At 61.9% G+C, this 26,349-nt stretch carries 24 protein-coding genes, 1 tRNA gene and 2 pseudogenes; 10 read left to right on the forward strand and 17 right to left on the reverse strand.

Annotated features, from left to right (window positions below; all coding sequences use genetic code 11):
* Window positions 1–21: 21 nt before the first annotated feature.
* Complete coding sequence (gene bglX / locus BLV18_RS04625; RefSeq protein WP_090356627.1) at window positions 22–2,313, reverse strand: beta-glucosidase BglX; 2,292 nt, start codon at window positions 2,311–2,313, stop codon at window positions 22–24.
* A 225-nt stretch (window positions 2,314–2,538) separates the two neighbouring features.
* Here bglX and BLV18_RS04630 point away from each other — a divergent pair, with 225 nt between their 5' ends.
* Together BLV18_RS04630 and BLV18_RS22560 are read left to right on the forward strand one after the other, a co-directional pair.
* Complete coding sequence (locus tag BLV18_RS04630) at window positions 2,539–3,735, forward strand: class I SAM-dependent methyltransferase (protein WP_090356629.1); 1,197 nt, start codon at window positions 2,539–2,541, stop codon at window positions 3,733–3,735.
* 96 nt (window positions 3,736–3,831) lie between these two features.
* Window positions 3,832–4,044, forward strand: coding sequence for a response regulator transcription factor (locus BLV18_RS22560; protein WP_275669801.1), 213 nt, complete (start codon window positions 3,832–3,834; stop codon window positions 4,042–4,044).
* 12 nt (window positions 4,045–4,056) lie between these two features.
* On the opposite strand, the gene BLV18_RS04640 is transcribed toward BLV18_RS22560, so the two are convergent.
* Window positions 4,057–5,076: a DUF4917 family protein gene (locus BLV18_RS04640; protein WP_090356631.1), complete on the reverse strand. Its 1,020-nt coding sequence runs from the start codon at window positions 5,074–5,076 to the stop codon at window positions 4,057–4,059.
* Between the two features lie 140 nt (window positions 5,077–5,216).
* On the opposite strand from BLV18_RS04640, the gene BLV18_RS04645 reads away from it, so the two are divergent.
* Window positions 5,217–6,287, forward strand: a complete 1,071-nt coding sequence (locus BLV18_RS04645) for a glycerophosphodiester phosphodiesterase (protein ID WP_090356633.1) — start codon at window positions 5,217–5,219, stop codon at window positions 6,285–6,287.
* Between the two features lie 98 nt (window positions 6,288–6,385).
* Here BLV18_RS04645 and BLV18_RS04650 read toward each other — a convergent pair whose 3' ends face one another.
* The 3 genes from BLV18_RS04650 to BLV18_RS04660 form a co-directional block, all read right to left on the reverse strand.
* Complete coding sequence (locus BLV18_RS04650; protein WP_090356635.1) at window positions 6,386–6,700, reverse strand: hypothetical protein; 315 nt, start codon at window positions 6,698–6,700, stop codon at window positions 6,386–6,388.
* Window positions 6,701–6,803: 103 nt separating this feature from the next.
* Window positions 6,804–7,385, reverse strand: coding sequence for an AAA family ATPase (locus tag BLV18_RS04655; RefSeq protein WP_090356637.1), 582 nt, complete (start codon window positions 7,383–7,385; stop codon window positions 6,804–6,806).
* Window positions 7,386–7,684: 299 nt separating this feature from the next.
* Window positions 7,685–9,124 (reverse strand): NCS1 family nucleobase:cation symporter-1, encoded by a 1,440-nt coding sequence (locus BLV18_RS04660; protein ID WP_244156802.1) that lies wholly within the window; start codon window positions 9,122–9,124, stop codon window positions 7,685–7,687.
* Window positions 9,125–9,428: 304 nt separating this feature from the next.
* Between BLV18_RS04660 and BLV18_RS04665 the strand changes: the two genes are divergently transcribed.
* From BLV18_RS04665 to BLV18_RS22700, 4 genes and pseudogenes are all read left to right on the forward strand, one after another.
* Window positions 9,429–10,142: a GntR family transcriptional regulator gene (locus BLV18_RS04665; RefSeq protein WP_244156805.1), complete on the forward strand. Its 714-nt coding sequence runs from the start codon at window positions 9,429–9,431 to the stop codon at window positions 10,140–10,142.
* Between the two features lie 19 nt (window positions 10,143–10,161).
* Complete coding sequence (locus BLV18_RS04670; RefSeq protein WP_090356644.1) at window positions 10,162–10,896, forward strand: aspartate/glutamate racemase family protein; 735 nt, start codon at window positions 10,162–10,164, stop codon at window positions 10,894–10,896.
* A gap of 191 nt (window positions 10,897–11,087) precedes the next feature.
* Window positions 11,088–11,858 (forward strand): annotated as a pseudogene (locus BLV18_RS22695) (MCP four helix bundle domain-containing protein); the annotation flags it as partial.
* Between the two features lie 126 nt (window positions 11,859–11,984).
* Window positions 11,985–12,713 carry a methyl-accepting chemotaxis protein gene (locus tag BLV18_RS22700; protein ID WP_425272643.1) on the forward strand — a complete coding sequence of 243 codons (729 nt, stop codon included), beginning with the start codon at window positions 11,985–11,987 and terminating at the stop codon, window positions 12,711–12,713.
* Window positions 12,714–12,860: 147 nt separating this feature from the next.
* On the opposite strand, the gene BLV18_RS04680 is transcribed toward BLV18_RS22700, so the two are convergent.
* The 4 genes from BLV18_RS04680 to BLV18_RS04695 all read right to left on the reverse strand — a co-directional run bounded on the left by BLV18_RS04680 (window position 12,861) and on the right by BLV18_RS04695 (window position 16,898).
* Complete coding sequence (locus BLV18_RS04680; RefSeq protein WP_090356649.1) at window positions 12,861–13,883, reverse strand: transketolase family protein; 1,023 nt, start codon at window positions 13,881–13,883, stop codon at window positions 12,861–12,863.
* Window positions 13,880–14,728 (reverse strand): transketolase, encoded by an 849-nt coding sequence (locus BLV18_RS04685; RefSeq protein WP_090356651.1) that lies wholly within the window; start codon window positions 14,726–14,728, stop codon window positions 13,880–13,882. The genes BLV18_RS04680 and BLV18_RS04685 overlap by 4 nt, the downstream gene beginning before the upstream one ends.
* Before the next feature lie 18 nt (window positions 14,729–14,746).
* Window positions 14,747–16,048, reverse strand: coding sequence for an MFS transporter (locus tag BLV18_RS04690; protein ID WP_049860705.1), 1,302 nt, complete (start codon window positions 16,046–16,048; stop codon window positions 14,747–14,749).
* Window positions 16,049–16,148: 100 nt separating this feature from the next.
* The gene (locus BLV18_RS04695) at window positions 16,149–16,898 is read right to left on the reverse strand and encodes an SDR family NAD(P)-dependent oxidoreductase (RefSeq protein WP_090356653.1); all 750 of its coding nucleotides are present in this window, start codon (window positions 16,896–16,898) and stop codon (window positions 16,149–16,151) included.
* Window positions 16,899–17,088: 190 nt separating this feature from the next.
* Between BLV18_RS04695 and BLV18_RS04700 the strand changes: the two genes are divergently transcribed.
* Window positions 17,089–18,006 (forward strand): LysR substrate-binding domain-containing protein, encoded by a 918-nt coding sequence (locus BLV18_RS04700; RefSeq protein WP_090356655.1) that lies wholly within the window; start codon window positions 17,089–17,091, stop codon window positions 18,004–18,006.
* Between the two features lie 148 nt (window positions 18,007–18,154).
* On the opposite strand, the gene BLV18_RS04705 is transcribed toward BLV18_RS04700, so the two are convergent.
* The 3 genes from BLV18_RS04705 to BLV18_RS04715 form a co-directional block, all read right to left on the reverse strand.
* Window positions 18,155–18,228: transfer RNA gene (locus BLV18_RS04705), tRNA-Gly, on the reverse strand.
* 165 nt (window positions 18,229–18,393) lie between these two features.
* A complete protein-coding gene (locus BLV18_RS04710; RefSeq protein ID WP_090356657.1) occupies window positions 18,394–19,086 on the reverse strand; it encodes a pseudouridine synthase in 693 nt (230 codons plus the stop codon).
* Between the two features lie 7 nt (window positions 19,087–19,093).
* Window positions 19,094–19,318: a cysteine-rich CWC family protein gene (locus BLV18_RS04715; RefSeq protein WP_090356659.1), complete on the reverse strand. Its 225-nt coding sequence runs from the start codon at window positions 19,316–19,318 to the stop codon at window positions 19,094–19,096.
* A 217-nt stretch (window positions 19,319–19,535) separates the two neighbouring features.
* Here BLV18_RS04715 and BLV18_RS04720 point away from each other — a divergent pair, with 217 nt between their 5' ends.
* Window positions 19,536–19,943 (forward strand): hypothetical protein, encoded by a 408-nt coding sequence (locus tag BLV18_RS04720; protein ID WP_090356660.1) that lies wholly within the window; start codon window positions 19,536–19,538, stop codon window positions 19,941–19,943.
* Window positions 19,944–19,997: 54 nt separating this feature from the next.
* On the opposite strand, the gene BLV18_RS04725 is transcribed toward BLV18_RS04720, so the two are convergent.
* Complete coding sequence (locus BLV18_RS04725) at window positions 19,998–21,110, reverse strand: enoyl-CoA hydratase/isomerase DspII (protein WP_090356663.1); 1,113 nt, start codon at window positions 21,108–21,110, stop codon at window positions 19,998–20,000.
* Between the two features lie 157 nt (window positions 21,111–21,267).
* On the opposite strand from BLV18_RS04725, the gene ung reads away from it, so the two are divergent.
* Window positions 21,268–21,954 carry a uracil-DNA glycosylase gene (gene ung, locus BLV18_RS04730; RefSeq protein ID WP_056845130.1) on the forward strand — a complete coding sequence of 229 codons (687 nt, stop codon included), beginning with the start codon at window positions 21,268–21,270 and terminating at the stop codon, window positions 21,952–21,954.
* Here the strand turns inward: ung and BLV18_RS04735 are convergent.
* The 4 genes and pseudogenes from BLV18_RS04735 to BLV18_RS04750 form a co-directional block, all read right to left on the reverse strand.
* Window positions 21,951–22,987 (reverse strand): annotated as a pseudogene (locus BLV18_RS04735) (AbrB family transcriptional regulator). The gene ung and the pseudogene BLV18_RS04735 overlap by 4 nt on opposite strands.
* The gene (locus BLV18_RS04740) at window positions 22,980–24,494 is read right to left on the reverse strand and encodes a tripartite tricarboxylate transporter permease (RefSeq protein WP_049860712.1); all 1,515 of its coding nucleotides are present in this window, start codon (window positions 24,492–24,494) and stop codon (window positions 22,980–22,982) included. Before BLV18_RS04740 ends, BLV18_RS04735 begins: the two are co-directional and overlap by 8 nt.
* 1 nt (window position 24,495) lies before the next feature.
* Window positions 24,496–24,954: a tripartite tricarboxylate transporter TctB family protein gene (locus tag BLV18_RS04745; RefSeq protein WP_049860761.1), complete on the reverse strand. Its 459-nt coding sequence runs from the start codon at window positions 24,952–24,954 to the stop codon at window positions 24,496–24,498.
* A 156-nt stretch (window positions 24,955–25,110) separates the two neighbouring features.
* Complete coding sequence (locus tag BLV18_RS04750; protein WP_049860713.1) at window positions 25,111–26,094, reverse strand: Bug family tripartite tricarboxylate transporter substrate binding protein; 984 nt, start codon at window positions 26,092–26,094, stop codon at window positions 25,111–25,113.
* Between the last annotated feature and the right edge of the window lie 255 nt (window positions 26,095–26,349).

The following is a 26,349-nucleotide window of genomic DNA, read 5'->3' on the forward strand; positions in this document are numbered from 1 at the left end:
GCGCTACTCGACCATTGCCGGCTACAACAACTCGAAGTTCGCCTCTTTCACGTCGTCGGAATCCAGCCCGATCATGACAGTGAATTGACCCGCTTCCGCTGCACGAACCAGTTGCTGGTCATAGAACTTCAGATCGTCCTCGACGATGTCGAAGGTCAGGGTCTGGCTTTCGCCCGGCTTGAGCATCAGCTTGCGGAAATGCTTGAGCTCCTTGACCGGTCGGGCCATGGAAGCGGCCACGTCGCGCACATACAACTGCACCACGGCTTCGCCCGCGACCTTGCCGATGTTGCGTACGTTGATGCTGGCGGTGACCTTGCCATCGCGGCTCATACGCTTGCTCGACAGCTTGACGTCCGACAGGCTGAAATCGGTGTAGCTCAAGCCGTAGCCGAAGGGGTACAGCGGACCTTGCTCGCTATCGAAATATTGGGAACTGTAGTTGCCCGGATGCCCTGGCGTGAATGGCCGGCCAATGCTCAAGTGGCTGTAGTAAAGCGGCACCTGGCCGACCGAGCGCGGGAAGGTGACGGGCAGCTTGCCGGACGGATTGTAGTCACCGAACAGCACATCGGCGATGGCATTGCCACCTTCGGTGCCGGCGTACCAGGTTTCCAGAACGGCGTCGGCCTGGCGCTGCTGCTCGCCAATGGCCAGGGGGCGACCGTTCATCAACACCAGCACCAGCGGCTTGCCAGTGGCGCGCAGGGCGGTAATCAAGGCCTGCTGGGTGCGAGGCAGATCGAGGGCGACGCGGCTGGCCGATTCATGGCTCATGCCACGCCATTCGCCGACCGCCGCGACGATCACATCGGCATCACGTGCCGCCGTGAGCGCTTCGTCGATCAGGGCCTGGCTGGAGCGTGGGTCCAATGCGTGCTTCATGTGCTCGGGGTTGAAGTGGGTGATGAAGTCAATGGTGGCGCGGTCATCGGTGACGTTCGCGCCCTTGGCGTAGGTCACCTTGGCGGGATCGGTCACGGCATTGCGCAGGCCGCTGAGCAGTGTCACTGACTGCCCGGCGATACCTGCCGCCGACCAACTGCCGAGCATGTCGTCGGGTGAGTCGGCCAGCGGACCGACGAGGGCGATGCGCGCGTCCTTTTTCAGCGGCAGTGTCTGTTTCTGGTTCTTCAGCAGGACCAGGGTCTTGCGGGCTACGTCGCGGGCTTCGGCGCGATGCATGCGGCTTTCCGCGTTGACATCGACCGGATCATCCTGTGCCTTGCCGATACGCAGGTAGGGGTTGGCGAACAGGCCCATGTCGTACTTGGCGCCCAGCACTTCACGTACGGCGTTGTCGAGGTCGGCCTGGGTGATCTCGCCGCTCTTGAGCAGATCCGGAAGGTACTCACCGTAGGCAAAGTCGTTCATGCTCATGTCGATGCCGGCCTTGATTGCCAGTTTCGCCGCCTCGCGGTCATCGGCGGCCACACCGTGCTTGATCAGCTCATGGATGGCACCGTGGTCGCTGATGGTGATGCCCTTGAACCCCCATTGTTTGCGCAGTACATCCTGCATCAGCCAGGTGTTGGACGTCGCCGGCACGCCGTTGATCGAGTTCAAGGCGACCATCATGCCGCCCGTGCCGGCATCGACGGTGGCGCGGTAGGGCGGCAGGTAGTCCTGGAACATGCGCTGCGGGCTCATGTCCACGGTGTTGTAGTCGCGACCGCCTTCGATGGCGCCGTACAGGGCGAAGTGCTTGGCGCTGGCCATCATCCGGTCCGGATTGGCCGGGCTCGGCCCCTGGATGTTCTCGACCATCACCCGGGCGATCTTCGACACCAGGTAGGTATCCTCGCCAAACCCCTCGCTGGTCCGGCCCCAGCGTGGATCGCGCGAGATGTCGACCATTGGCCCGAAGGTCATGTCGATACCGTCGGCAGCCGCTTCTGCGGTCGAGGTCCTGGCACTCAGGGCGATGGCGTCCATGTCCCAGCTTGCCGCCAGACCCAGACTGATCGGGAACTGCGTGCGGTGGCCGTGGATCACGTCGTAGGCGAAGAACATCGGAATCTTCAGACGGCTGCGCTGGGCTGCATCCTGCATGGGCCGGTTTTCCGTCCGGGTGACCGAGTTGAACGTGCCGCCGATACGCCCCGCGGCAATCTCCGCTTCGATGCGCTGATGGGTCATTTCCCCACCGATGGAAATCAGCCGCAACTGGCCGATCTTCTCGTCGACGGTCATGCGTGCGAGCAGGTCGGCAACGAAGGCCTCCTTGCTCTGCGGACCTTGGGAAGGGCTTTCGGCATGCGCGGATTGCAAGGCCAGGCCGACGACGACGCCCAGCAGACACAGCTTGTTCATGGAGTTCTTCTCTTTGGCGTACCGCACAGGATGCTGCAGCCAGTGACAGGTGGCAGTGTTTTTGTAGTTCGTGGGAGGTGTTTTAACGTATCGGCGCCGGTCAATCCAGTCAGGTGCCAGGATTGATACAAATGCATCCATGACAGTGAGGGCAAATCCATTTTCCCCAAGTCCATGCACACCCACTAAAATGCCCGCCTGAACACACCCGAGATCCGTTTCGCCATGCCCGTCACCGACCCCCGCGCCGAATTCCTTGCTTCGCTCGACACCAGCCTGGCGCAGAACGCTTTCATCAAGCTGGTGCTGGCTCGTCACGTCGGCCAGGAGCCGGACCTGCAGCGCCTGATCGTCAAGCTGGCGACCATCAAGGGCGAGGCGTGCCTGTCGTTCGTGTACCGCTACAAGACGCGCGACATCACCAAGAATTTCAGTTTGGTCGACGGTCAGCAGTTCATTGCCGAGGCCTTGCCCGACACCTTCAAGAACGCCCATCTGCTGACCCTGACCGACGAGCTGCAGCTCGAATTCAGCAAGAAGAACAAGGCCAGCCTGCACCGCAGCAAGCAACAGCAGGAACGGGCTGCGCCAGAGTTGGGCCACGATCGGGAGAAGAAACGCTTCCTCGAACTGAACCGGCCGTTCCTGCAGGACCTGGGCGTGACCGACAAGCAGCAGCAGTTGATCCCGTCGATGTCGCGTAAGTGGAAACAGATCAACAAGTTCATCGAGGTGTTTTCCCACGCGTTCGCCACGTCCCGGCTGGCCAGGGCCGACGCACCGGTGCGGGTCGCCGACTTCGGCTCGGGCAAGGGCTACCTGACCTTCGCCATCCACGACTACCTGGCCAACTCCCTGCAGCGTCAGGCACAGGTCACAGGCGTGGAACTGCGCCCTGACATGGTCGAGCTGTGCAACGCCGCAGCCGCTGGGCTGGACCATCCGGGGCTGGTGTTCGAATGCGGCGACGTACGTTCGGTGGTGCCCAGCGAAATCGATGTGATGATCGCCCTGCATGCCTGCGACATCGCCACCGACTACGCCATTCATACCGGTATCCGCTGCGGCGCGGCGATCATCATGTGCTCGCCGTGCTGCCACAAGGAAATCCGCCTGCAGATCCAGAGCCCGGGCCTGCTCAAGCCCATGCTGCAATACGGCCTGCACCTGGGCCAGCAGGCCGAGATGGTCACCGACAGCCTGCGCGCCCTGCTGCTGGACGCCTGCGGTTATGAAACCAAGGTGTTCGAGTTCATTTCCCTGGAACACACCAACAAGAACAAGATGATTCTGGCGGTCAAACGTGACACCTCCGGCCCGTCCGCTGAAGCGCTGGCCAAAATCGAAGAGCTGAAGGCGTTCTACGGCATTCGCGAGCAGCGCCTGCAGACCTTGCTGCAGGAAGACGGCCTGTTGGGCTAGCTTGCTGTGAGGCGTCGACACTACAAGTCGTCGACGTTGTGACCCACCCTTGGCGAGCGCCACCATGAGCGCTCAAGTCAAGGGTTGGAGTTCGCAGTGACGCTCGACATCAAGCTGACGCCGCGCGAGCAGGAAGTGCTCGTCTGGAGCGGCAGAGGCAAGTCCTCGTGGGAAATCTCGCGCATATTGGCCTGTTCCGAGGCTACGGTTAACTTTCACTTTGCCAACATCCGCCGCAAGTTCGCCGTGGGCTCGCGCAGCGTGGCCGTGCTGCTGGCGCTGGAGAAAGGATTGATATCGCTGTGCTGAAGGCGTTTGCCTTCAGCGACGCTTCTTCACAACGGCGGGCACCGGCACGTTCAACTGAGCATTGCCCAAGCCGTGACTGGTTGCGTCGAAGAAATGCAGGATTTTGCCGCAGTCGGCGAACAGTGCTGTGAAACGCTGCTTCTGGCTGATGATCCAGGCATCGCTGAGCGGGAAGATCGAAACGTAGAACGTCTGCGCAGGCGCCTGGCGCAGGGCCTGGAGAATGTGCGCGTCGTCGCTGTCCAGGTTGTGGCCGAAAATGCACAACGTGCCGTCCTGTCGGCTCAACTCCCCGTGGCACCAGCTCAGGTAATCGGAATCGCGGATGCTGCACAGCTTCTGTGCGCTGGGGCCCTCGTTGACCAGCAGTGGTACATCACCGGGGGTGTTGATCGCAAAGCCGTCGAGCAAGGCCTCGCCCTCGGCGGTGCGCTGCCGGGTCGTGCCGTCGCTGTTCTTGATCAGGTGCAGGCCGCCGTGCAGGTACAGCACGCGGCATTCCTGGGAGGCCGTGCGGCGGATATCGAAACCGGTATCCACGTCCATCAGCTCGGCGAAACCCTGCGGGTCATGCTGCACGGCCCAGGGGCAGAGCAGGTCGTAATTGCTGCTGTACACGGTGTCGAACGAGCGCAGTTCACGGTTCAGAACCGCCAAGCGTTGCTGGTCGAGCAGGCGATAGGGGATGTGCACGCTGCGCACCGCGTGGATCAGCGCTTCCTTGATCGCATAGTAGCGGTTGAGCGGGGCGGTCGAACTGATCGCCAGGGCCGCGTTGACCCGCACGGTGCTGTTGAGCACGGTCAGCACCTGTTCGAAACTCTGGGTCTGCAGCGACTTGAACAAGGCCAGGTCGGTCTGGCTCAACGGTTTGTTGCGCACCTTTTGCGCGCGCTCGAACAACGCGTCGTAGGCGAAGCTGCGCCAGACCGCACGGCTGGCGCCGTTGCCCAGCAGCAGGCTTTGCGCAGGCTGGCGAGTGTGCAGGGTCTGCCAGTCGTCGAGGTGGGCGTCGAAGGTGTCATGTGCCATGGTGATGATTCGTTCTACTCGTGTCTTGGACAAGGGCGCGACTCTAGCACGCCATCTCCTGTCATCCGACGCCGTCTATGCTGGGTCGGTTCATCGGTATCTTGCGATGCCGTTTTCGATCACCTCTGAAAGGACTACGCATGTTGACATCCCTGTACAAGACCCTGTGCCTGACCGCCGCCCTCGGCGCCGCTGCCTCGGCCCACGGGCAAACGCCCGAACAGTTGGCCCATGCCGCCAACATTCCCTATCCCGCCGTCATCGCTCATCGGGGTGCCTCGTACGATGCTCCGGAATCTACCCTGCCGGCCTACCTGCTGGCGCGTGACCTGGGCGCCGACTACCTGGAGCTCGACGTGCAACGCACCCGCGATGGGCAGTTGATCGCGCTGCACGACGACACCCTGCTGCGCACCACCGACATCGCCAGCAAATTCCCCGAGCGCCAGGACAAGCCGGTCAGCGACTTCACCCTGGCGGAGCTGAAAATCCTCGACGCCGGCAGTTGGTTCAATGCTGCGCACCCGCAGCGTGCCCGTGACAGCTACAAGGGTCTGAAGATTCTCACGCTGGACGAAGTGCTCGACGTCGCCCAGGACGGTACCCACAAACCTGGGGTGTACATCGAAACCAAGGTACCGCAGCAGTTTCCCGGTATCGAACGCGATCTCAAGGCCAAGCTTGCCCAACGGGGCTGGCTGGATGGTCAGCATCGCGTGGTGCTGCAGACGTTCGAGAAAAACAGTCTGGAATTGCTGGCCAAGGAAATGCCTCAGGTGCCCAAGGTGTTGTTGCTGTGGGTCGGCGAGGGCAGCATCGAGCCCACATCCACGGTGTCGTTCGCAGCGTCCGGCATGACCGACAAGGCGGCGTACTATGCCCAGCAGCAGCCCCGTGATCGCGCCGAGTTCGAGCGCTGGCTCGACATCGCCAAGGCCAACGGTGCGGTGGGCACCGGGCCTTCGGCCGCATTGACCGGGGGAGGAGATCAGAGCTACATGGACCTGGTCCAGCCCTGGATGAACCAGTTGACCCATGACAAGGGCTTGCTGGTGCACGTGTACACGGTCGACGAGGCGGTTGATTTCAAGAAGGTCAGCGAGGCGGGCGTGGACGGTATCTTCACCAACCGTGCCAGCGAGTTGCTCAAGTTCTACAATCGTCCTGCCGCGGAATCCGTCGATCAGATCCTAAGACGACACGATTATTGAAGGCCGGACATGAAAACGGCGCGAATCCGGTTGCTCGGCCCCTGAGTGTTACAGGAGCAAGAGCGGATTCGCGCCGCCGGGTGGGCGGGTGCAGTCGGTTATTTGCCCGCGCCGGCGCCGTTGCCGCCACTGTTGCCCGAGCTGCCGTCGCCTTTGGAGGCGCCCATTGGGGTTGGGCCGCCGTCGGTGGTCCCGGCGTCTGCGCCCTGGCTCATCGAACCGGATTTGCCGTCGATGCCAGTGGCATTGCCGCTGTCAGGGGACTTGTCGGTGCCTGGGATAACCTGGCGGCCCGAGGGTGCTTCAGGCGTAGCCGTTTGGTTGTTGTCATTGGACGCCGCAATCGCCGCGAACGACGAAGCCGATAGAAGACCGGCCAGAGCCAGCGAGGCGAGCTTTTTGCTAATCAACATGGTGCATCTCCGCAGTCAGAGGGGGGTACAAGCATTGGGCCATCGCATGGATCCCAACGTGCCCTCGAGGCGACGAGCGGCAGATCGGCCACAGCGCGTTCGCTCAGCGATACAGACGATGAAACCCTGGTGGATGGCTTCTGGCGGTATCGATGGAAATGGGCTGGCCCCGCTTGAGCCAGGCGTCCACGGTCTGGCCAAAGGTGTGATCGCTGCAGTCGCGCAGCAACATCAATGGAATGTGCAGATGCCGCGCCACGGCTCGTGCACTCTCGCGTTCCTGCTGTTGGAACAGCTCGACTTCGGTGGCGGAGGCGTGGCAGGCCGGTAACCGCTGGAGCACGGTCCCCGGCTCGCACTCCAGCAGCAGGATCGCTCCCAGGGAAAGGCGCTCGAATGCTGTGAGATCGATGCCCAACGTGCGTGCTCGCTTGCCCATCAAGGCAACGTTGCCTTCCAGCAGCATCGACTTGCCACTGGCGGCGATGCTGGTCGCTGCCAGTTCCAATGCCTGGCGATTACGGTCGCGGTTGGTCGCGTAGCGGTCATCACTCCATTTCACAGACGCGAGCACCTGCCTGACCAAGCCTTTCGCGCTGCCGTGCAACACCCCTCGACGGTGCGCATAGTGCTCGCAATGCCAGGTTTTACCGACCCCATGAATACCGGCTACCAGGATGATCATGATGGATATCCCTATCAAGTAAGAGGTTATTACTACAAGGGGGCGGTTGCTGAAGCGTCAACAAGGGAATCAGAAATTTCTGATTGAGTTAGAGGATTTTTCAATTTGCCTTGGCGTAACTTGCTGTTACGGTGGCAAAAGCAGGCGTCAGGCAGGCTCAGAAGTCAGGACGCGGAGGAAGGTAATCTGTACTGGCGACTCTGGGCTATCTGCGTATTGTTTAAGTGTGTTGATTAATGTTCGACCTGTGGTGCAGGTACGCCGCCGCACTCCCGGCAGACGACGTACCCTGTCCTGGGTCAGACGCCTGCCAGGCTCAAAGAACGCACGTCCCGCCGCGCCAGTATCCAGTAGAACCCGCCACCCAGGAAGCAGCCGGTGAACCAGGCGAAGTTGGCGATCGGTTTGAACCAGGGCACGAAGGTCACGACGATACCAATCAGCGTGGCCGCCAGCAGCGCTTTGATCGCCACTGGGTTGAAGCCGTTGCTGTACCAGTAGCGCCCGGTGGGCGAGTCGTCGAACAGTGCTGCCACGTCGATCCGCTGTTGCTTGATGCAGTAGTAGTCCACCAACAGGATTCCGAACAGCGGGCCGATGAAGGTTGCCAGCACGTCGAGGGTGTAGTGGATCACTTCGGGGTTGTTGAACAGGTTCCACGGGGTGATGAAGATCGAGGCCACGGCGGCAATCATCCCGCCGGCACGCCAGCTGATCTTGCTTGGCGCGCAGTTGGCGAAGTCGAAGGCGGGCGAGACGAAGTTGGCGACGATGTTGATGCCGATCGTCGCCGTGACGAAGGCAAAGGCGCCCAGCAACACCGCAACGTCATTGTCGATGCGCGCCACTGTGGCGATTGGATCGTGGAGCATTTCGCCGAACACCGGCAAGGTCCCCGATACGATCACCACCGTGACCAGCGAGAACGCCAGGAAATTCACCGGAAGACCCCAGAAGTTGCCGCGCCGCACGTCAGCCATGGTCCGGCAATAGCGGCTGAAGTCGCCAAAATTCAACGTGGGGCCGGAAAAGTACGAGACCACCAGAGCCGTCGCCATCACCACCTGGCCGAAGGCTTCCCAGCCGCTCAGGGATTTTTCCGCGAGAGTGAAGCTGATGTTGCTCCAACCCGCCTTCCAGACGATCCAGCCGGCGAGAATGAACATCGCCGCGTAGACCACCGGCCCGGCCCAGTCGATGAAACGCCGGATCGAGTCCATGCCGGTCCAGAACACCGCCGCCTGTACGGCCCACAGGAACAGGAAACCCATCCAGCCCAGGTACGACAGGCCGGCGAACTGCACCTGTGCGTAGCTTTCCATGCCAGGAAAGAAACGCAGCACCACGATGATCAGTGCGCTGGACGCCAGGTACGTCTGCACGCCGTACCAGGCGACCGCGATCAGGCCGCGAATCACCGCCGGAATGTTCGCGCCGAACACGCCGAACGCCAGGCGGCAGATCACCGGGTAGGGCACCGCCGCCTGTTGGCTGGGTTTGGCGACCAGGTTGGCGATCACCTGAATGATACCGATGCCCACCAGCAGCGCGATCAGCACCTGCCAACTGGCGAGGCCCAGAGCGAACAGGCTGGCAGCGAATACATAGCCGCCGACGCTGTGCACGTCGCTCATCCAGAAGGCAAAGATGTTGTACCAGTTCCACTTCTGTACTACCGGGCCCAGGTCTTCGTTGTACAAGCGAGGGCTGTAGCCCTTGGGTAGGTCGGGATTGTTCACGCACACGCTCCAGGGTCGTGGCCGCTCCGAGCATTGCATACGGGGGTCGGCATTGTTGTATACGATCCATGGAGCAGGATGCGTGCCAGAGTGTATGGAAGCGTAAATCCAACGGGTTTACAGTGATTTCGCAGGCGGCGACGCGCCTGCCCGGTGAACATCCTGTGCTGTTTTTGCGCACTTACTCGCTGCCGAGGGCTGTATTGGTGCGGTTTGATGAATGCTGATCTCGGCGTGGGGCAAAGATGGCGAAGACAATTCAGTTTGTATACGATTGCTCCACGCGTACCCAGGAAACGATTTCGTGAATTCTCCCCTTTTTCTTGCCAACAGTTCCGATGGCTCCACCGCCGTCAGTCGCGATGAACACATTTATCAGGAGATCCTCGACGCCATCGTCGAGCACCGCCTGCAACCGGGCGTGCGCCTTCCCGAAGATGCCCTGGCCGAGGTGTTCAACGTCAGCCGCACGGGCATTCGCAAGGCCTTGCAGCGTCTGGCTCTGGAACGTCTGGTCACCCTGCGGGCCAACCGTGGCGCGGAAGTGGCCCATCCCAGCGCCAAGGAGGCTCAGGATGTGTTCGCCGCCCGGCAACTGATCGAGCCTGCGTTGATGCCGACCGTGGTCGCCCACGCCACGGCCGAACAGTTCAAGCGGCTGCGCGAGCTCGCCGAGCAGGAGCATCAGGCGCAACATCAGGGGCGGCATAGTCACGCCATTCAGCTCTCGGCGCGGTTTCACGTGCAGCTGTCGGTGGCCGCCGACAATCAGGTGCTCAGCGAGCAGATCGCCCAGTTGACCACGCGTTCGTCGCTGATCATCGCGGTGTACGGTTCGCGCCATAGCGTCGGTTGCGATTGTGGAGAGCACGTCGAGCTGATCGAGCTGCTCGAACGGGGAGAGGGCGCACTCGCGTCGAACTGGATGGCCCGACATCTGGCGAGCATTCGCGCCAGCCTCCAGCTGGACGCCAAACCCGTGGCCGAGCCCGACTTCAAATCCATCTTCAAACGCTGATCCAGCTGCCGAGCCTTTCATGAAAATCCAGGTCATCAACCCCAACACCAGCTCGTCCATGACCGCCAGTATCGGCCGCGCCGCCAGTGCCGTCGCCGGTCGCGATACGCAGATCATCGCCTGCTGCCCGCAGGACGGCCCGGAATCGATCGAAGGTCATTTCGACGAAGCCATCGCTGCGGTCGGCGTGCTGGAAGAAGTGCGCAAAGGCGTGGCCGCCGGTTATGACGCGCACATCATCGCCTGCTTCGGCGACCCCGGCCTGCTGGCCGCCCGCGAACTGGCCCGCGGCCCGGTGATCGGCATCGCCGAAGCCGCCTTTCATGTTGCCAGCCTGCTGTGCACCCGCTTCGCCGTGGTCACCACGCTCACCCGTACGCGCATCATCGCCGAACACCTGCTGCGCAACTACGGCATGACCGAGCACTGCACCTCGGTGCGCTGCGTCGACATCCCCGTGCTGGAGCTTGAAACGCTGAGCGACGAGGTATTGGTCGAGCGCATCGCTGAGCAGGCCCTGCAGGCCCGCGACCAGGAAGGCGCCGGCGCCATCGTGCTGGGTTGTGGCGGCATGGCCGACCTGCCTGCGCGGGTCAGCGAACGCGTCGGCCTGCCGGTGATCGATGGCGTGGCGGCGGCAGTCAAATTGGCGCAGGTGCTGGTGGAATTGGGGCTGGGAACGAGCAAGCACGGCGATCTGGCGTATCCGCTGGCTAAGCGCTTCAGTGGGCGGTTCGGGCATTTTGGGCAGTGAGAAGGGCCGTGTGATCGGGTCGCGCCGGTTTTACTGGAGAAAATCCTCGGGCCGTGCCGACCGCCATGCACATTGTCCCTGATCCCTCTACGTCGAAAACGCTGGATGTGTCATAAAAAATTCATATTTCACAGCTGTTTCAGACGTCCCAGAGGCCGATAAGGAGTTTCTCCTCCATGTAGATCCCTGCAATGAACCTGAGAAACTTCAAGATTGCTCACCGCAGCCTGCTCTGCTTTGGTGTTCTGATTGCACTGACGCTGTGCGTAGGCCTGTTCGGGCTGAGTCAATTATCGAAAATTCGCGCGCAGGGACTCGCGCTGGAAAACAACAGCATTCCGAGTATTGTCGAGGCGGACAATCTGGCGTTGCAACTGACCCGCATGCGGGTAGAGGCGTTGCGCCTGCTGGCAATGCCCGATGCCGCCAGTCGCGCCGCCATCGTGAGCAAGCTCAAGGATCTATCGGATATCGTCAACGCAGGTTTCAAACGCTATGAGCCTTTGCTCAGCAGTGATGAAGAACGTCGACAACTGGAAGCGCTGCGGCAGCACTATGCTGACTATCAGCGCTTGCTCGGCGGGCTTGCAACGCTGATGTCTGCCGGTCAGATCGATCAGGCACGGTCGGTGGTCAGTGATGAAATGGCACCGCTTGGCGCAAAGATGAACCAGACGACCGAAGCCCTGCGCAAGATCAATGAAAAGGCGGCCAAGGACGCTGCGGTAGAGTCCGACCTGACCTATTCCCGATCTCAGTTGATTACCGGTATTGCCATCACGCTGGCGATACTCCTCACCCTGCTCATGGCCTGGCGACTGACCGTGAGCCTGGCCTATCCGATCACTCAAGCCGTGCAAGCCGCTCGAACCATCGCCGAGGGTGACCTCACTCAGACACTGGATGCACGCGGAACCGACGAAGCGGCCCAACTGCTTCAGGCGATGCACACGATGCAGGGTAATCTGCGTGAAACCCTGACCCACTTGGGGCATTCATCGACTCAGCTGGCTTCGTCTGCCGAAGAAATGTCAGCAGTCATGTATGAAAGCGCCCAAGGACTGCAACAGCAGAATACCGAGATCGAGATGGCGGCCACGGCCGTTACCGAAATGAGCCAGGCAGTAGAGGAGGTTGCCAGCAACGCCGCCTCGACCTCTGCAGAGTCGAGAAAGGCTGCCGAGACAGCGCTGCAGGGGCAAGCTCAGTTGGGCGCGACATTGGGTGCCATCGAAACCCTGACCGACAATGTTCTGGATGCCAGAGAGCGGGCACAGCATCTGGCCGATCAGACCTTGAACATCAGCCAGGTGCTGGACGTCATACGTTCGGTGGCAGAGCAGACCAACCTTCTTGCGCTCAATGCCGCGATCGAGGCAGCACGCGCCGGTGATGCCGGGCGAGGCTTCGCCGTGGTCGCGGACGAAGTTCGCGCACTAGCCCATCGCACGAGCGAGTCCACCCGGGAAATCGAATCGTTGATAGGTTCCATCCAGAACGGTACGGCACGCACGGTCGATGCGCTTGAATCCAGCGCGGAGCAAGCCCGCTTCACCCGTACCCAGGCCCAGTCCGCAAACCTTGCATTGGCCACGATTGCCCAATCGGTATCGGGTATCGATGACCTCAACATGGTCATCGCCAGCGCAGCAGAAGAGCAGGCTCAGGTGGCACGAGAAGTGGACAGGAACATCGTGCGAATCCGTGATCTGTCGGTACAGACAGCCACCGGCTCGGAGCAGGCACGGGTGGCGAGTCAGGAGCTGTCCCAGCTCGCAGCGGTGCTGAACACGCAGGTTCGCCGGTTCCGCGTTTGAGACGAAGTCGCCGCGGCGGTCATTGATCATTCACAGGGCAGGCGTGTGATCGATCAAACCGCAGCGTCGAGGCCCTGAGTTTCAGGGAAACCTATCCCTTCCAGAAAGAGCTGTATCGGGGGCACGCAACCCCCGACGATCAAGCCATCACAGCCAGCCTTTGATCCGAGCGCACACCGCCTGCGTGGAAATCTCGTAACGGTCGTGCAGTGTCGGCAATGCACCGGCGTCGAGAAAGGCGTCGGGCAGGGCAATCTGCCGGAATGCGGGCGTCACGCCGTTGCGCAGCAGGACAGTCGCCACCGCTTCGCCCAGACCACCGATGATGGAGTGGTTCTCCGCCGAGACTACCAGCCTGCCTGACTTTCGCGCTTCCGCCAGAATGGTCTGTTCGTCCAGCGGCTTGATGGTCGGTACGTGCAGTACGGCAACATCGATGCCATCGGCCTGAAGTGCCTGGGCAGCCTCCAAGGCTCGCATGGTCATCAAGCCGGTCGAGATGATCAGCACGTCATTGCCCGTGCGCAGGGTCTTGGCTTTGCCAATCTCGAAGGTGTAGCCATATTCGTCCAGTACCAGCGGAACGTTGCCGCGCAGCAGACGCATGTACACCGGTCCGTTGTGAGCGGCGATGGCAGGAACGGCCTGCTCGATTTCGAGCGCATCGCAGGGGTCGACAATCATCAGATTCGGCATCGCGCGGAAGATGGCCAAATCATCGGTGGCTTGATGGCTCGGACCATAGCCGGTCGTCAGCCCCGGCAACCCACAGACGATCTTTACGTTGAGATTCTCCTCGGCGATGGCCATGCAGATGAAATCATAGGCTCGGCGCGAGGCGAACACGGCATAGGTCGTTGCGAAGGGAACGAAGCCTTCGCGCGCCATGCCTGCAGCGGCACTCATCAACAGCTGTTCAGCCATGCCCATCTGGTAGAACCGATCGGGATGTGCCTGGGCGAAGATATGCAGGTCGGTGTACTTGGCCAGATCGGCGGACAGGCCAACGATATCCGGCCGCTCTGCAGCCAGGGCCGCCAGTGCATGGCCAAAAGGTGCCGACCGGGTTGCCTGACCTTCAGAAGCGATCGAGGCGATCATTGCCGAGGTCGTGAGTTTCTTTTTGGCGGCCGCGGGCGCCTGGGCAGTGTCGTTCTTGAAGTCGTTCATACAGTGTCCCCTTCTTCGAGGTGGTTCAAGGCCAGGTTCCATTCATGCTCATCCACGCGAATGAAGTGGGCCTTCTCCCGGGTTTCCAGGAACGGCACGCCTCTACCCATTCTGGTATCGCAGATGATCACCCGCGGTTGCGTGCCGCCATGACTGCGCGCGGCATCGAACGCCTTGACCAGCGCGTCCAGATCATTGCCATCCACACGCTGGGTGAACCAGCCAAACGCCTGCCAACGGTCAACGATGGGTTCGAAGGCAAGCACTTCGCTGGAGCGGCCATCGGCCTGTTGGTTGTTGACGTCCACGATGGCGATCAGATTATCGAGCTTCCAGTGGGAGGCCGACATCACCGCTTCCCAGGTCGACCCTTCGTTCAGTTCACCGTCGGACAGCAGGTTGTAGACGAACGAATCGGAACCCTTGCGCTTGAGCCCCAGGCACGCGCCCACGGCGATGCCCAGACCTTGGCCCAGCGAGCCGCCGGTGATCTCCATCCCCGGGGTGTAGGTCGCCATGCCCGACATCGGCAGGCGGCTGTCATCGGAGCCGTAGGTTTCGAGCTCGTCCAGCGGGATGATTTCGGCTTCGATCAGGGCCGCGTACAGCGCGATGGCGTAGTGGCCAATGGAGAGGTAGAAGCGGTCACGCTGTTCCCATTCGGGGTCATGGGGCTTGTAATTCAGCGCGTGAAAGTAGGCCACAGCGAGCAAGTCAGCCGCCCCCAATGCCTGACCGACGTAGCCTTGGCCTTGAACCTGGCCCATGCGCAGCGCATGACGACGGATGTTGAGGGCGCGTTGTGCCAGTGATGTTTCAGAAACCTTGGATGAAATAGCAGTCATTGCACGTACTCCGTTGACTCAACGATTGACCGAAGCGGCGGGGATTCGCAGTACCAGGCACGCACCGATGCACAGCACGCCGGTGATGAGGTACATCCCTATCGCGCTCGACCCTGTGGTCGTGGTGATCCAGCCAATCAGGTAGGGCGAGCAGAAACCGGCGAGGTTGGCGAAGCTGTTGATGCCGGCAATTCCCGCAGCGGCCGAGACTCCGCCCAGCAGCGTGGTCGGCAGCATCCAGAACAGCGAAGAGGCAGACAGAACCCCGGCCGCCGCCAGGCAGAGACTCAGGACCGAGATGACCAGGTTCGCGCCGAAGAGGGCTGCCAACGTAAGGCCCAGGGCACCCGCGATCATGGGCGCAATCAGGTGCCAGCGACGTTCGCGGTGCTTGTCGCCACTTCGGCCCATCAGCAACATGGCCACGATGGCGCACATGTAGGGCAGGCTGGTGACCAGGCCAATGTGCAGCGGGTCGGAAACCCCGGCGTTGCGAATCAAGGTCGGTAGCCAGAAGGTGATCGCGTATTGACCCATCACCACACAGAAGTAGATGCAGGCCAGCATCCACAGGCGACGATCGCGCAGGAAATCGCGAACCGAGCCGTGAGTGACCTTACGGCTGTTGTCTTCCGCCAGTTCCTTGTTCACCAGCTCCTTTTCGTCATCGGTCAGCCAGGTGGCCTGGTGCACGCCATCCTTGAGATACGCCAGGACCATCAGGCCGACGATCACCGTCGGAATGGCCTCGATGACGAACATCCACTGCCATCCGGCCCAACCGTGAAAGCCGGCGAATTTGGCCATGATCAGGCCGGAAAGAGGGCCGCCGATCATGCCCGAAAGTGGAATCGCGATGAACCAGAGCACCGTCATCCTGGCCCGGCGATACGAGGGAAACCAGTACGTGAGATAGAGCAGCAAACCCGGCGCCAGGCCGGCTTCGGCGATGCCCAGCAGGAAGCGCAGCACATAGAATTGCCACGCCGTTTCCACGAAGGCGAAGAGGGCGGAGATGATGCCCCACGAGATCATGATGCGGGCGATCCATCGGCGCGCGCCCACTTTGTGCAGAATCAGATTGCTGGGCACTTCGCAGAGGAAATAGCCGAGAAAGAACATGCCAGCACCGAGGCCGTACACGGTTTCACTCAGCGACAAGTCGCTCATCATCTGCAGTTTGGCGAAGCCCACGTTGACGCGATCCAGATACGCGCACAGGTAGCACAGCATCAGGAACGGCATCAGTCGCCAGGCGGTTTTGCGATAAGCATTCGAGCGCACGGTCGAAACCGCTTCGAGCGTCATGGAAGTTATCATGATTGTCCGATCTCTTGTTTTTATAGACGGCCAGGCGCTGTGGCCTGGCGTGCCATCGATCTAGAACACCACGGGTCACTGTCGACCCGGTTACCTGCCCTCAGTGGATCAGCATGCCGCCATTGACATCCAGCGTGATGCCGGTGAGATATGAAGACAGATCGCTGGCCAGAAACAGCGCAGCGTTGGCGACATCCTGAGCCGCGCCCAGACGACCCAGCGGAATGCCATCGATGATCGCGTGGCGACGCTCGTCCTGCATCAGGCCTCCAGTGATATCGGTATGAATCAGGCCGGGAGCGATGGAGTTGACACGGATATTGTCCGGACCCAATTCCCTGGCCATCGCCTTGCCAAGGCCCAGTACCCCCGCCTTGGCGGCGCTGTAGTGTGGCCCGCCGAAGATGCCGCCGCCACGTTGAGCCGATACCGACGACATGCAGACGATGCTGCCGCAAGCCTGGCTCTTCATGACCGGAATGACGGCCTGCGACATGAGCAAGGTGCCGCGCAGGCTCACATCCAGCACTTTGTCGTAGTCGCAAGGGCGGATATCGAGGGTCTTGATCGGCTGGGTGATCCCGGCGTTGTTGACCAGAATGTCTATTCGGCCGAACTGCGCGATGACCTTGTCCACGGCCTGTTTGACCTGGTGTTCGTCCGCGACGTTGGCGGCCAGACCCAGATGGCCTTCACCCAACGCCGAAGCGGCGTCGCGCGCGGCAGACTCATCCAGATCCACGATGACGACATGGGCACCCTGCTGGGCGAACGTGATGGCGGTGGCACGACCAATTCCGCGTTCGGATGCAGCACCGGTGATGATTGCGACTTTGCCTTGAAGAAGCATGGGGAAATTCCTGTCATTGTTTTTATGATTCGATTCGGGAATCGATGACTCAGGGTGTTCCGCCCACGCACTGGCAGCAATATGGCAAACCTCACTGCTGGCTGAGAAAAATTCACCTCTCGTCAGCAGACCCACGGAATGCTTGAATGAGACTCGCCCATAACATCTCAACAACAAGAGCCGAGTACTTATGCGCCTTCACGACAGTGCGCCCCGGGACCTGCCACCGCTGAGGGCCATTCAAGCCTTCGAGCAGACGGCCCGCTTTGGCAATCTCGCCAGAGCAGCCGAAGTATTGAACCTGACACCCTCAGCCGTGAGCCATCAGTTGGCGAATCTGGAAGCGATGATCGGCCGCCAGCTGTTCGTGCGCGCTGCCCGTGGCGTCACCCTCACCCCGGTGGGCGAGCAGTACCTCAAAGACATTTCCGGTTTGCTGCACAGCCTCGAAGTGGCGACGGAAAGAGCCGCCAGTGACGTGAGTCTCGACTGCCTGCGACTGCACTCGTCGCCAAGCTTCGGCCTGCTTTGGTTGATGCCGCGCCTGGAAGCATTCCGCGTGAGTCATCCCGATATCCAGATCAACCTGTCGTGTTCCTACGAGTCACTGCACTTCAGCCGGGACAAGATCGACGTCGACATACGCCACGGCCTGCCCAACTGGCCCAGCTACGAAGTGCGAACGGTGCGCAACGAAGCCTTTGCAGTGCTGGCCTCTCCACAGTTACTGGCAAAACGTCCAGTCGCCAGCGCCAGTGACTTGCTGAACAAGGAGTTGATCCTCTCGGAGGCAACGCTGCTCAAATGGCCCGAATGGTTCGCCCAGCACGGCCTGGCCCGCCCCGAACATCCCTATGCGCTGAGCTTCGATCGTTCCTACATGACACTGGAAGCTGCCAGCCACGGCCTTGGGTTCGCACTGGAAAGCACGCTGCTGGCACAGAAATACCTGGCGTCGGGCGCACTCGTGGAAGTGGCCCCTGAAGCGCTCAGTGCCGCGGTTGCCGCTCACCACTTGGTGTTTCCCAAAGCCCACTCGTCCTTTCCCAGGGTCAGACGGTTTCTGACGTGGATGGAGGGGGAGATGGGGCATCGGTTTGTGTTCTGAGGCTTCGTTTGTGAGTGGCGGATTGAGGGTGAGGGAGTGCGTAGGAGACGTAGTAGCACTGTCGGTTCCTGCGGGTCGAGCAGGTTAGGGGTGTAGGCGCCAGTAGGCGTGGCAGAGGAGTTGGAGTGCTTGGAGGATCATGAAAAACTGGAGCGGGTAGAGGGAATCGAACCCTCAACTAAAGCTTGGGAAGCTTTCGTTTTGCCACTAAACTATACCCGCATGACGCGTTGTTTCCGTGCCGCCGGCCGTTCATTGCGAACCTGATTGCCAGCTTGGCCACCTCGGTGCGATGCGTCTTTCGACACCTGCTCCGGGCGGCTGACTTTGTACCAGAAGCGCCCTGCAATTTGAAGCGCTAATTTTCGTTTCTCTGCTCGATCCCTCTCAGACCAGACCGATTTCCTCCGCGCTCAGGCTGCGGTATTGGCCGGGTTGCAGGCTTTTGTCCAGCACCAGTTCCCCCATGCGTTCGCGGTGCAGTTTGACCACCTTGTTCTGGAAGTGCCCGAACATCCGCTTCACCTGATGGTAGCGCCCTTCGACGATGCTCAGGCGCGCCAGGCGCGGGCCGAGGATGTCGAGGTGGGCGGGGAGGGTGGTAAGGTCTTCGAAGGCGAAGTAGATGCCTTGCGCGAAGGTCTCGATGTAATGGGGTTCGATGAGCTGCTCGGTTTCAACACGGTAGACCTTGGGCAGCTTGGTGGTCGGTTGAGTGAGGCGGCGTGACCATTGCCCGTCGTTGGTCAGGATCATCAGCCCGGTGGTGTTGAAGTCCAGTCGACCGGCAATGTGCAGTTGATCCTTGTCCGGCACTTCGATCAGGTCGAGGACGGTGCGGTGCTGCGGGTCCTGGGTGGCGCTGACGCAGCCGGGTGGTTTGTGCAGCATCAGGTAGCGGGCGGGATGGCCAGCCTGCAGCAGGTCTTGGTCGAGGCGAACTTCGCTGAATTCGGTGACGGCATGCAGCGGGTCGTGTACCACGCGGCCGTCGACTTGGATGCGCCCTGCGATCAGGGCCACGCGCACCTGTTTTCGGTTGAAACGTTCGAGATTGGAAAGAAATCGGTCCAGGCGCATGGCGGCGTTACGCCCTCGATGCCGACAGTTGCTCACTCACTTGAGCGCAGCGCGGGCACAGGCAGGCGGCATTGCGCAGGTGCTCGGGCAAGGCCTTTAGTACCGCGGGGTCGATGCTCACCGAGTAGCACCAGCAGGGCTGGGCGGCGGTCTTTGCATCGGCCAGGGTGCAGTCGTTGCGGCTTCCGCAGGCTGGGCAGAGGTGGCTGGCAAGTGACGCGGGGGTGGTCATGGGCGATCCATGCAGCGATGAGTGCCCGCATTCTACGGCAGCATGGGACACGGCGGCGAATGACGCCGTCGGGCACCCTTGGATGAGGCTTTGTATCAATTTATTGCCGAGTGAAATGCAGTATCTTTCCGGCTGTCTGAGTTATGCCCAAAACCGTTGTTCCGGGTACCGACCAGTCGTGCTGGTTCGATCCCTCTCGCGGTCCAGGAGGCCGCTTATGTCCCTTAGAGCTCTTTTGATCGTGGTATTGGCCTTGTCGACAAGTGCCTGTGTGCCCTATGGAGGGGGAGGTTACTACCGCACCGAAGTCTATTCCGTGGAGAGCGCGCCGCGTGCTGGCCACTACCCGTACAGCCAGCCCTACAGCAGCGGTTACTACGTGACACCGGCGCCACGGTACTACGAGGGACCGCGTTACTACTCCGCGCCTCGTTACTACGCGGTACCGCCGCCGCGCTACTTCGGTCCACCTCCGCCGAACTACCGGCCCGGATTCGGGCCCGGCCGCGGCCCCGATGCCAGGTGGCGTGACGGCCCGCCGCGCCATTACGGTCAGGATTGGAACCGCGGTCGAGGTCCGGACCGGGGTCCTGGTCGGGGCCCCGGTCGCGGCGGTCGGCACTAGCCTGCAACGGCGCCCTCAGGGGCGCCGTTTTTCGTTGTTCCAGGCAGATCGCCTTTAGTAGTCGCACAGGTCCGCCAATGGATGACGGCCCTCCCAGGCCTTGCCGAAATGCGCCTCGACCACCGCTTGCGGCACATGGTCGACGTCAGGCCAGTGCCAGTGCGGCTGGTTGTCCTTGTCGATCAGACGAGCGCGCACGCCTTCGCTGAATTCGGGATGGCGGCAGCAGTTCAGGCTCAGGCTGTATTCCATCTGGAACACCTGGGCCAGCGACAGGTGCCGGGCACGGGCCAACTGGGCCCAGATCAGATGGGCCGTTAGTGGGCAGCCTTTGGCCAGATTGCCGGCGGCCTTGGCCAGCAACGGGTCGTCATGCTGCTGCCATTGCACCAGCGCGTGCCAGGCCGCTGGTGCGTCGCTGACATCCAATTGCGCGTCAATGGCCGCGCGGCGCGGTAGCCATTGCGCGGCGGGCACCGTGTCGCGGGAATCGTGTTCGAGGGCCTTGAGCAGGCTGTTCAACTGCATGGCGGTCTGCTCCTGCCAGTTGAGTTGCAGCAGGCCGTCGAGCAAGTCTTCGTATTGGTCATCGCGCAGGCAGCGGTCGGCCAGGTCCAGGTCCAGAGCGTCCCGCGCGTTGATCTGCGCGCCGGTCAGGCCCAGGAACAGACCGAGCTTGCCCGGCATGCGTGACAGGAACGTGCTGGCGCCGACGTCCGGGTACAGGCCGATGGTGATCTCCGGCATGGCCAGGCGGCTGCTGGGCGTGACGATGCGGATGCTCGAGGCCTGCAGCAGGCCCATCCCGCCGCCCAGTACATAGCCATGGCCCCAGCAGATCACCGGCTTGGGGTAGGTGTGCAGGCGGTAGTCGAAGCGGTATTCGGCAGCGAAGAAGCGCGCGGCCAGGTCAGGCACTTCGCCGGGGTGGGCACGGCAGGCCTGCACCAGGCTGCGCACATCGCCACCGGCGCAGAAGGCTTTCTCACCCTCACCGCGCAGCACGACGCACACCACGCGATCGTCCTGCGCCCAGGCATCGAATTTTCCCGCGAGCGCTTCGAGCATCGGCAAGGTCAGAGCATTGAGCGTCTTCTCCGCATTCAGGGAGACGACGCCGATACGTGCGCCATTGCCGGCGCTGAGTTCTTCGAAATTCAAATCCATCCTGACCTCGCATCGAAAGGGCGGTGGCGGGGGGAAGAAGACCGCAAATGGCCAACGTAGGGTTGCAGTGCGCGATTGTGTCTGGATTTGACTTTCCGGGTTCGCTTTCCTACCGTCCGCCCACTGATTTCTGCTGCCTACTGATTTCTGGTGATAAATGAGTACAGACGACCGCATCAAACTCGAGCCTAGCTGGAAAGCTGCACTGCGTGAGGAATTCGACAAGCCCTACATGGCGCAGTTGCGCGAATTCCTGCGTGAAGAACATGCGCAGGGCAAAGAGATCTATCCGCCCGGGCCGATGATTTTCAACGCGCTGAACACCACGCCGCTGGATCAGGTGAAAGTCGTCATCCTCGGTCAGGATCCCTACCACGGTCCTGGCCAGGCTCATGGCCTGTGCTTTTCGGTGCAGCCGGGCATTCCCACGCCGCCGTCGCTGGTGAACATCTACAAAGAGCTCAAGCGCGACCTGAATATCGACATTCCCAAGCACGGCTATCTGCAAAGTTGGGCGGAGCAGGGTGTCTTGCTGCTCAACACCACCATGACGGTGGAGCGGGCGAATGCCGCCTCCCACGCCAAGAAAGGCTGGCAGCCGTTCACCGACCGCATCATCGAGGTGGTCAGTGAGCATCAGTCCAGCGTGGTCTTCATGCTCTGGGGCGCCCATGCGCAGAGCAAGCAGAAGTTGATCGACAACAGCAAGCACCTGGTGCTGACGTCCGTGCATCCTTCGCCGTTGTCGGCGCACAAGGGCTTCATCGGCAACGGCCATTTCAGTCGCGCCAACAAGTTTCTGGAGCAGAACGGCCTGACCCCCATCGACTGGCGCCTGCCCTAGGACACCGGTCGACGTTTCTGCCACTGGCGAAACAGCGGCTCGGCCAGAAACAGCACGAACAGCAGACGCATCACCTGCATCGCCGTCACCAGCGGGACCGACAGTTGCAGCACCTCGGCGGTCAGGCTCATCTCGGCGATGCCGCCGGGCATCATGCCCAACGTCAGCGAGCGCAGGTCCAGATGGGTCAGGGCGCTCAAGGCCAGCGCGCAGCCCGCAGCGATGGCCATGGTCAGGGCGGTGCTGACCAGCGTGCGAGCCAGGAACGATGGTGCTCGACGGAAGAACGCTCGGTTGAAGTGGCAGCCCAGGCCGCTGCCGATCAGCCACTGGCCGATCTGGCTGCCGCCGTCGGGCAGGCCGATGTGCAAGTCGAAACTCACGCTCATGGCGGCACTCACCAGCAAGGGGCCGAACAGCCAGGGGTTGGGCTGGTCCAGGCGTTGCCAGATCCAGGCGGCCAGGCCCGCGAGCGGGAAAATCAGCGCCAGCCAGGCCCAGTCGACAGCCCCTTCGTGGCTGATCGGCGTGCCTTCGCCGAGCAGGAACTTGAACAGCGCCGGCACGCACAGCACCACCGCCAGCACCCGCAGGCTCTGCCCGGCCGCGACGCGGCTGAGGTCGGCGCCGTTGCGCGCGCCCAGGTTGACCATCTCGCCGGAACCGCCCGGCATGCTTGAAAAGAAAGCCGTGGGCCGGTCTTCACCGGTGCGCAGCATCAGCCACACGCCCACGGCACTCGACACGCTGGTGATCAGCGCACCAAAAAAATCGGGCCGAAATGGCCCGCTACCTGTTCCATCACCAACGGCGTGAAGTGCAGGCCAATCCCTATGCCGACGATCCATTGGCCGAGCTTGCGGCCGTTGGGTATTTCCGCCAGTTGCCAGGGTGTCAGGCAGCGCACCAGGATGATCGCCAGCAACGAGCCGATCATCCAAGGCAGTGGCCAACCGATCAGGCTGGCGAGGTAACCGCCAGCCAGACCGACGAAGGGTGTACCCCACCAACTGTGCAGAAACCGATCAAACATCGGCAGCGGCACGACGCAGGGCGGCACGTTTGCGCCAGATGCGAACCACGGGCAACAGCAGCATCAGCACGGTCAGGACCCAGACACCGGCGGTGATCGGGCTGCCCCAGAGAATCTGCAGCTCACCGTTGGAGATCGACAGCGCACGGCGCAGGTTCTGCTCCATCAGGCCACCCAGGATGAACCCGAGCAGGACCGGCGACAGCGGGAAGTCCAGCTTGCGCAGGATGTAGCCGAAGATGCCGATGCCGATCATCAGGAACAGGTCGAAGGTCGTCGCGTGCACGGCGTAGACGCCGATCCCGGTGATGATGGCGATCACCGGCACCAGTGCCCAGTTCGGCACGGCGAGGATCTTGGTGAAGATGCGGATCATCGGGATGTTCAGGATCACCAGCATGATGTTGGCGATGAACAGCGAAGCGATCAGGCCCCAGACGATGTCCGGCTGCTGTTGGAACAGCAGTGGGCCCGGCGTGATGTTGTACAGCGACAGGGCGCCGATCATCACCGCGGTGGTGCCCGAACCCGGTACGCCCAGGGTCAGCATCGGCACCAGCGCGCCACAGGCGGTCGCGCCGATGGCGGTTTCCGGGGCGGCCAGGCCGCGCTTGTCACCCTGGCCGAACTTGCCGTTGGCACCGGCCAGGCGTTTTTCGGTGGTGTAGGCCACGGCGCTGGCCAGGGTCGCACCGGCACCGGGCAGTACGCCCATGATGAAGCCCAGCACGCCGCAGCGGATGTTCACCCAGAACACCGAAGCGGCCTCCTTGAGGTTGAACATCATGCGCCCGGTGGCGGTGACGGCCACGCTGCCATGGTGAGTCTTTTCCAGCAGCAGGAGGATCTCGCTGATCGAGAACAGGCCCAGCACCAGCACGACGAACTGAATGCCGTCGGCCAGGTGGATGTTGTCGCCAGTGAAGCGGTACACGCCGCTGTTGGCGTCGATGCCGACACTGGACAGGAACAGGCCGATCAACGCCGCGATAAACGTCTTCAGCGGCCGGTCACCGGCCATGCCGCCCAGGCAGACGATGGCGAACACCATCAGCACGAAGTACTCCGCCGGACCGAAGGCGATCGCCCATTTGGCCAGGATCGGGGCAAACATGACCATGCCGCAGGTGGCGATGAACGCGCCGATGAACGAGCTCCAGGCGGACAGCGAGAGCGCCACGCCGGCCAGGCCCTGACGGGCCATCGGGTAGCCGTCCAGGGTGGTCATCACGGTCGAGGCTTCGCCGGGAATGTTGAGCAGGATCGAACTGATGCGGCCGCCGTATTCGCAGCCCAGGTACACCGCCGCCAGCAGGATCAGCGCCGATTCCGGCGGTAGGCCCAGGGCGAAGGCGATCGGAATCAGCAGGGCCACGCCGTTGATCGGCCCCAGGCCCGGCAGCAGGCCGACCACGGTGCCGATCAGGGTGCCCGAGAGGGCGGTGACGAGGTTGTAGGGGGTCAGTGCAACGCCGAAGCCCTGACCCAGGTAGCCAAGAGTATCCATGTCAGTTCTCCAGAACGCTGAGCAGACCCAGGGGCAGCGGCACGTCCATGACTTTATCGAAAAGCACGTACAGGCCGATGCTCATCAGGGTGATGATGATCACGCTGGGCACCGCACGGCCGCCATACAGCAGGGCCATCGGGATGCCGATCAGCACGCTGCTGAGAATGAAGCCCAGCGGCTCGAACAACCCGGCGAACACCAGCAGCAGGCCGATGCACATGGCGATCTTCTTCAAGGTCGGGCGATCCAGCGGCGGTTCTTCCTCGCTGTGCACGATCGGGGTAGGGCGAAACACCAGGTAGAGGAGCGCAAGGCTCATCAGGCCGAGCATCAGCAGCGGGTAGGCACGCGGGCCGACCGGCTCATAGGAAAAGGGCGCCTGATACGGCCAGGCCATCAGCGCCAGACCGGCACAGACGAGCAGCAACAGCAGGGCGAAAAGCCGTTGAACGATCATGATCATGGTCATGTTCCTTCGTGAAGAGTGAAGGTGGTGGGGGGGCGGGGGAAAGCCATTCGCGGGCAGAGACCCGCTCCCACAGGTCTGCACATTCTGAACCCTTGTGGGAGCGGGTCTCTGCCCGCGAATGGGCATCACACAGCCCCAGCCCGATTACTGAACCAGCCCGAATTCCTTGGCCAGGGTCTTGTACTCGGCCACCTGTTTCTTCACGTAGGTATCCAGCTCCGGCCCGGTCATGGCGAACGGGAACAGCTCGCGCTGGTCACGCAGCTTGGCGAACTCTTCGGATGCCAGCAGCTTGTCGAACGCCGCTTTCCACCAGTCGTATTCCGCGTCGGTCACTTTCGGCCCGAGGTAGAAGCCGCGCACCACCGGCCAGACAATGTCGTAGCCCTGTTCCTTGGCGGTCGGGATGTCCTTCATTTCCGGCTCGTCCAGACGCTTGTCGGAGAACACCGCGAGCAGCCGCATGTCGCCGCTGAGGATGTGCGGCATGGAGTCGGAGATGTCGGTGCTGCCCACCTGGATGTGGCCGCCGAGCAGGGCCGTGGCGATTTCGCCGCCACCTTCCAGGGCCACGTAGCGCAGGTCGCGCGGGTTGATCCCGGCGGCCTTGGCGATCAGCGCGGTCTGCATCCAGTCCTGGCTGCCGACGGTGCCGCCGGAGCCGATCACCACTTTGCTCGGATCGGCCTTGAGCGCCTTGACCAGGTCATCCAGGGTCTTGTAAGGCGAGTCGTTCTTGACCGCGATGGCACCATAGCTGGTACCGACCGCCGCCAGCCAGCGCACGGCGCTTTCGTCGAAACGACCGAACTTGCCTTGAGCCAGGTTCAGCAACGAGCCGCTGGACCAGGCCACCAGGGTTCCCGCATCGGCCGGACGCTGGGCCACCACGGCGTTGTAGGCCACGGCACCGACGCCGCCAGGCATGTAGGTCACACGCATGGGCTTGGACAGCAGTTTCTCGTTGACCAGCGCGCTTTGAGCGAGTTTGCAGGTCAAATCGAAGCCACCGCCAGGCGAGGCTGGGGCAATGCATTCAGGACGTTTGGGTTCTTCCTGGGCGAGCAGCGGTGCACTGATGAACAGGCAGCTGACAGCCAGGGCAAGCGGACGCATGGCGCGGATCATGGGCGTTTCTCCATTGTTGTTCTTGTTATCGAAAACGTACAGTGACGTTTGCGTGGCAGGTCTCTGGGTACCCGCCTTGCTGAAACCATATGTTGCGAACCTTTCACCAAGCTTTCAGTGGCTTTCAATCTGCCAAGACTGCTTCACAGCGCGTCGCGGGCCTGTAAACTCGGGCCCATAAAGCGCTTGATGAGCCGTTCGCGCAAAGTTTCGGTGGCAGCCAACACCGGACTGCGGCGGCATCATCTCGACCTG

Origin of the sequence: Pseudomonas coleopterorum, assembly GCF_900105555.1 — a bacterium.
Lineage (GTDB): Bacteria > Pseudomonadota > Gammaproteobacteria > Pseudomonadales > Pseudomonadaceae > Aquipseudomonas > Aquipseudomonas coleopterorum.

Coding starts and splice junctions, on each gene's coding strand:
- ung (WP_056845130.1), top strand. CDS start 21,268: ATGAGTACAGACGACCGCATCAAACTCGAGCCTAGCTGGAAAGCTGCA.
- BLV18_RS04740 (WP_049860712.1), bottom strand. CDS start 24,494: ATGGATACTCTTGGCTACCTGGGTCAGGGCTTCGGCGTTGCACTGACC.
- BLV18_RS04725 (WP_090356663.1), bottom strand. CDS start 21,110: ATGGATTTGAATTTCGAAGAACTCAGCGCCGGCAATGGCGCACGTATC.
- BLV18_RS04715 (WP_090356659.1), bottom strand. CDS start 19,318: ATGACCACCCCCGCGTCACTTGCCAGCCACCTCTGCCCAGCCTGCGGA.
- BLV18_RS04710 (WP_090356657.1), bottom strand. CDS start 19,086: ATGCGCCTGGACCGATTTCTTTCCAATCTCGAACGTTTCAACCGAAAA.
- BLV18_RS04745 (WP_049860761.1), bottom strand. CDS start 24,954: ATGATCGTTCAACGGCTTTTCGCCCTGCTGTTGCTGCTCGTCTGTGCC.
- BLV18_RS04650 (WP_090356635.1), bottom strand. CDS start 6,700: ATGTTGATTAGCAAAAAGCTCGCCTCGCTGGCTCTGGCCGGTCTTCTA.
- BLV18_RS04700 (WP_090356655.1), top strand. CDS start 17,089: ATGCGCCTTCACGACAGTGCGCCCCGGGACCTGCCACCGCTGAGGGCC.
- BLV18_RS04645 (WP_090356633.1), top strand. CDS start 5,217: ATGTTGACATCCCTGTACAAGACCCTGTGCCTGACCGCCGCCCTCGGC.
- BLV18_RS04685 (WP_090356651.1), bottom strand. CDS start 14,728: ATGACTGCTATTTCATCCAAGGTTTCTGAAACATCACTGGCACAACGC.
- BLV18_RS04690 (WP_049860705.1), bottom strand. CDS start 16,048: ATGATAACTTCCATGACGCTCGAAGCGGTTTCGACCGTGCGCTCGAAT.
- BLV18_RS22700 (WP_425272643.1), top strand. CDS start 11,985: ATGGCGGCCACGGCCGTTACCGAAATGAGCCAGGCAGTAGAGGAGGTT.
- bglX (WP_090356627.1), bottom strand. CDS start 2,313: ATGAACAAGCTGTGTCTGCTGGGCGTCGTCGTCGGCCTGGCCTTGCAA.
- BLV18_RS04720 (WP_090356660.1), top strand. CDS start 19,536: ATGTCCCTTAGAGCTCTTTTGATCGTGGTATTGGCCTTGTCGACAAGT.
- BLV18_RS04655 (WP_090356637.1), bottom strand. CDS start 7,385: ATGATCATCCTGGTAGCCGGTATTCATGGGGTCGGTAAAACCTGGCAT.
- BLV18_RS04630 (WP_090356629.1), top strand. CDS start 2,539: ATGCCCGTCACCGACCCCCGCGCCGAATTCCTTGCTTCGCTCGACACC.
- BLV18_RS04750 (WP_049860713.1), bottom strand. CDS start 26,094: ATGATCCGCGCCATGCGTCCGCTTGCCCTGGCTGTCAGCTGCCTGTTC.
- BLV18_RS04695 (WP_090356653.1), bottom strand. CDS start 16,898: ATGCTTCTTCAAGGCAAAGTCGCAATCATCACCGGTGCTGCATCCGAA.
- BLV18_RS04680 (WP_090356649.1), bottom strand. CDS start 13,883: ATGAACGACTTCAAGAACGACACTGCCCAGGCGCCCGCGGCCGCCAAA.
- BLV18_RS04670 (WP_090356644.1), top strand. CDS start 10,162: ATGAAAATCCAGGTCATCAACCCCAACACCAGCTCGTCCATGACCGCC.
- BLV18_RS04640 (WP_090356631.1), bottom strand. CDS start 5,076: ATGGCACATGACACCTTCGACGCCCACCTCGACGACTGGCAGACCCTG.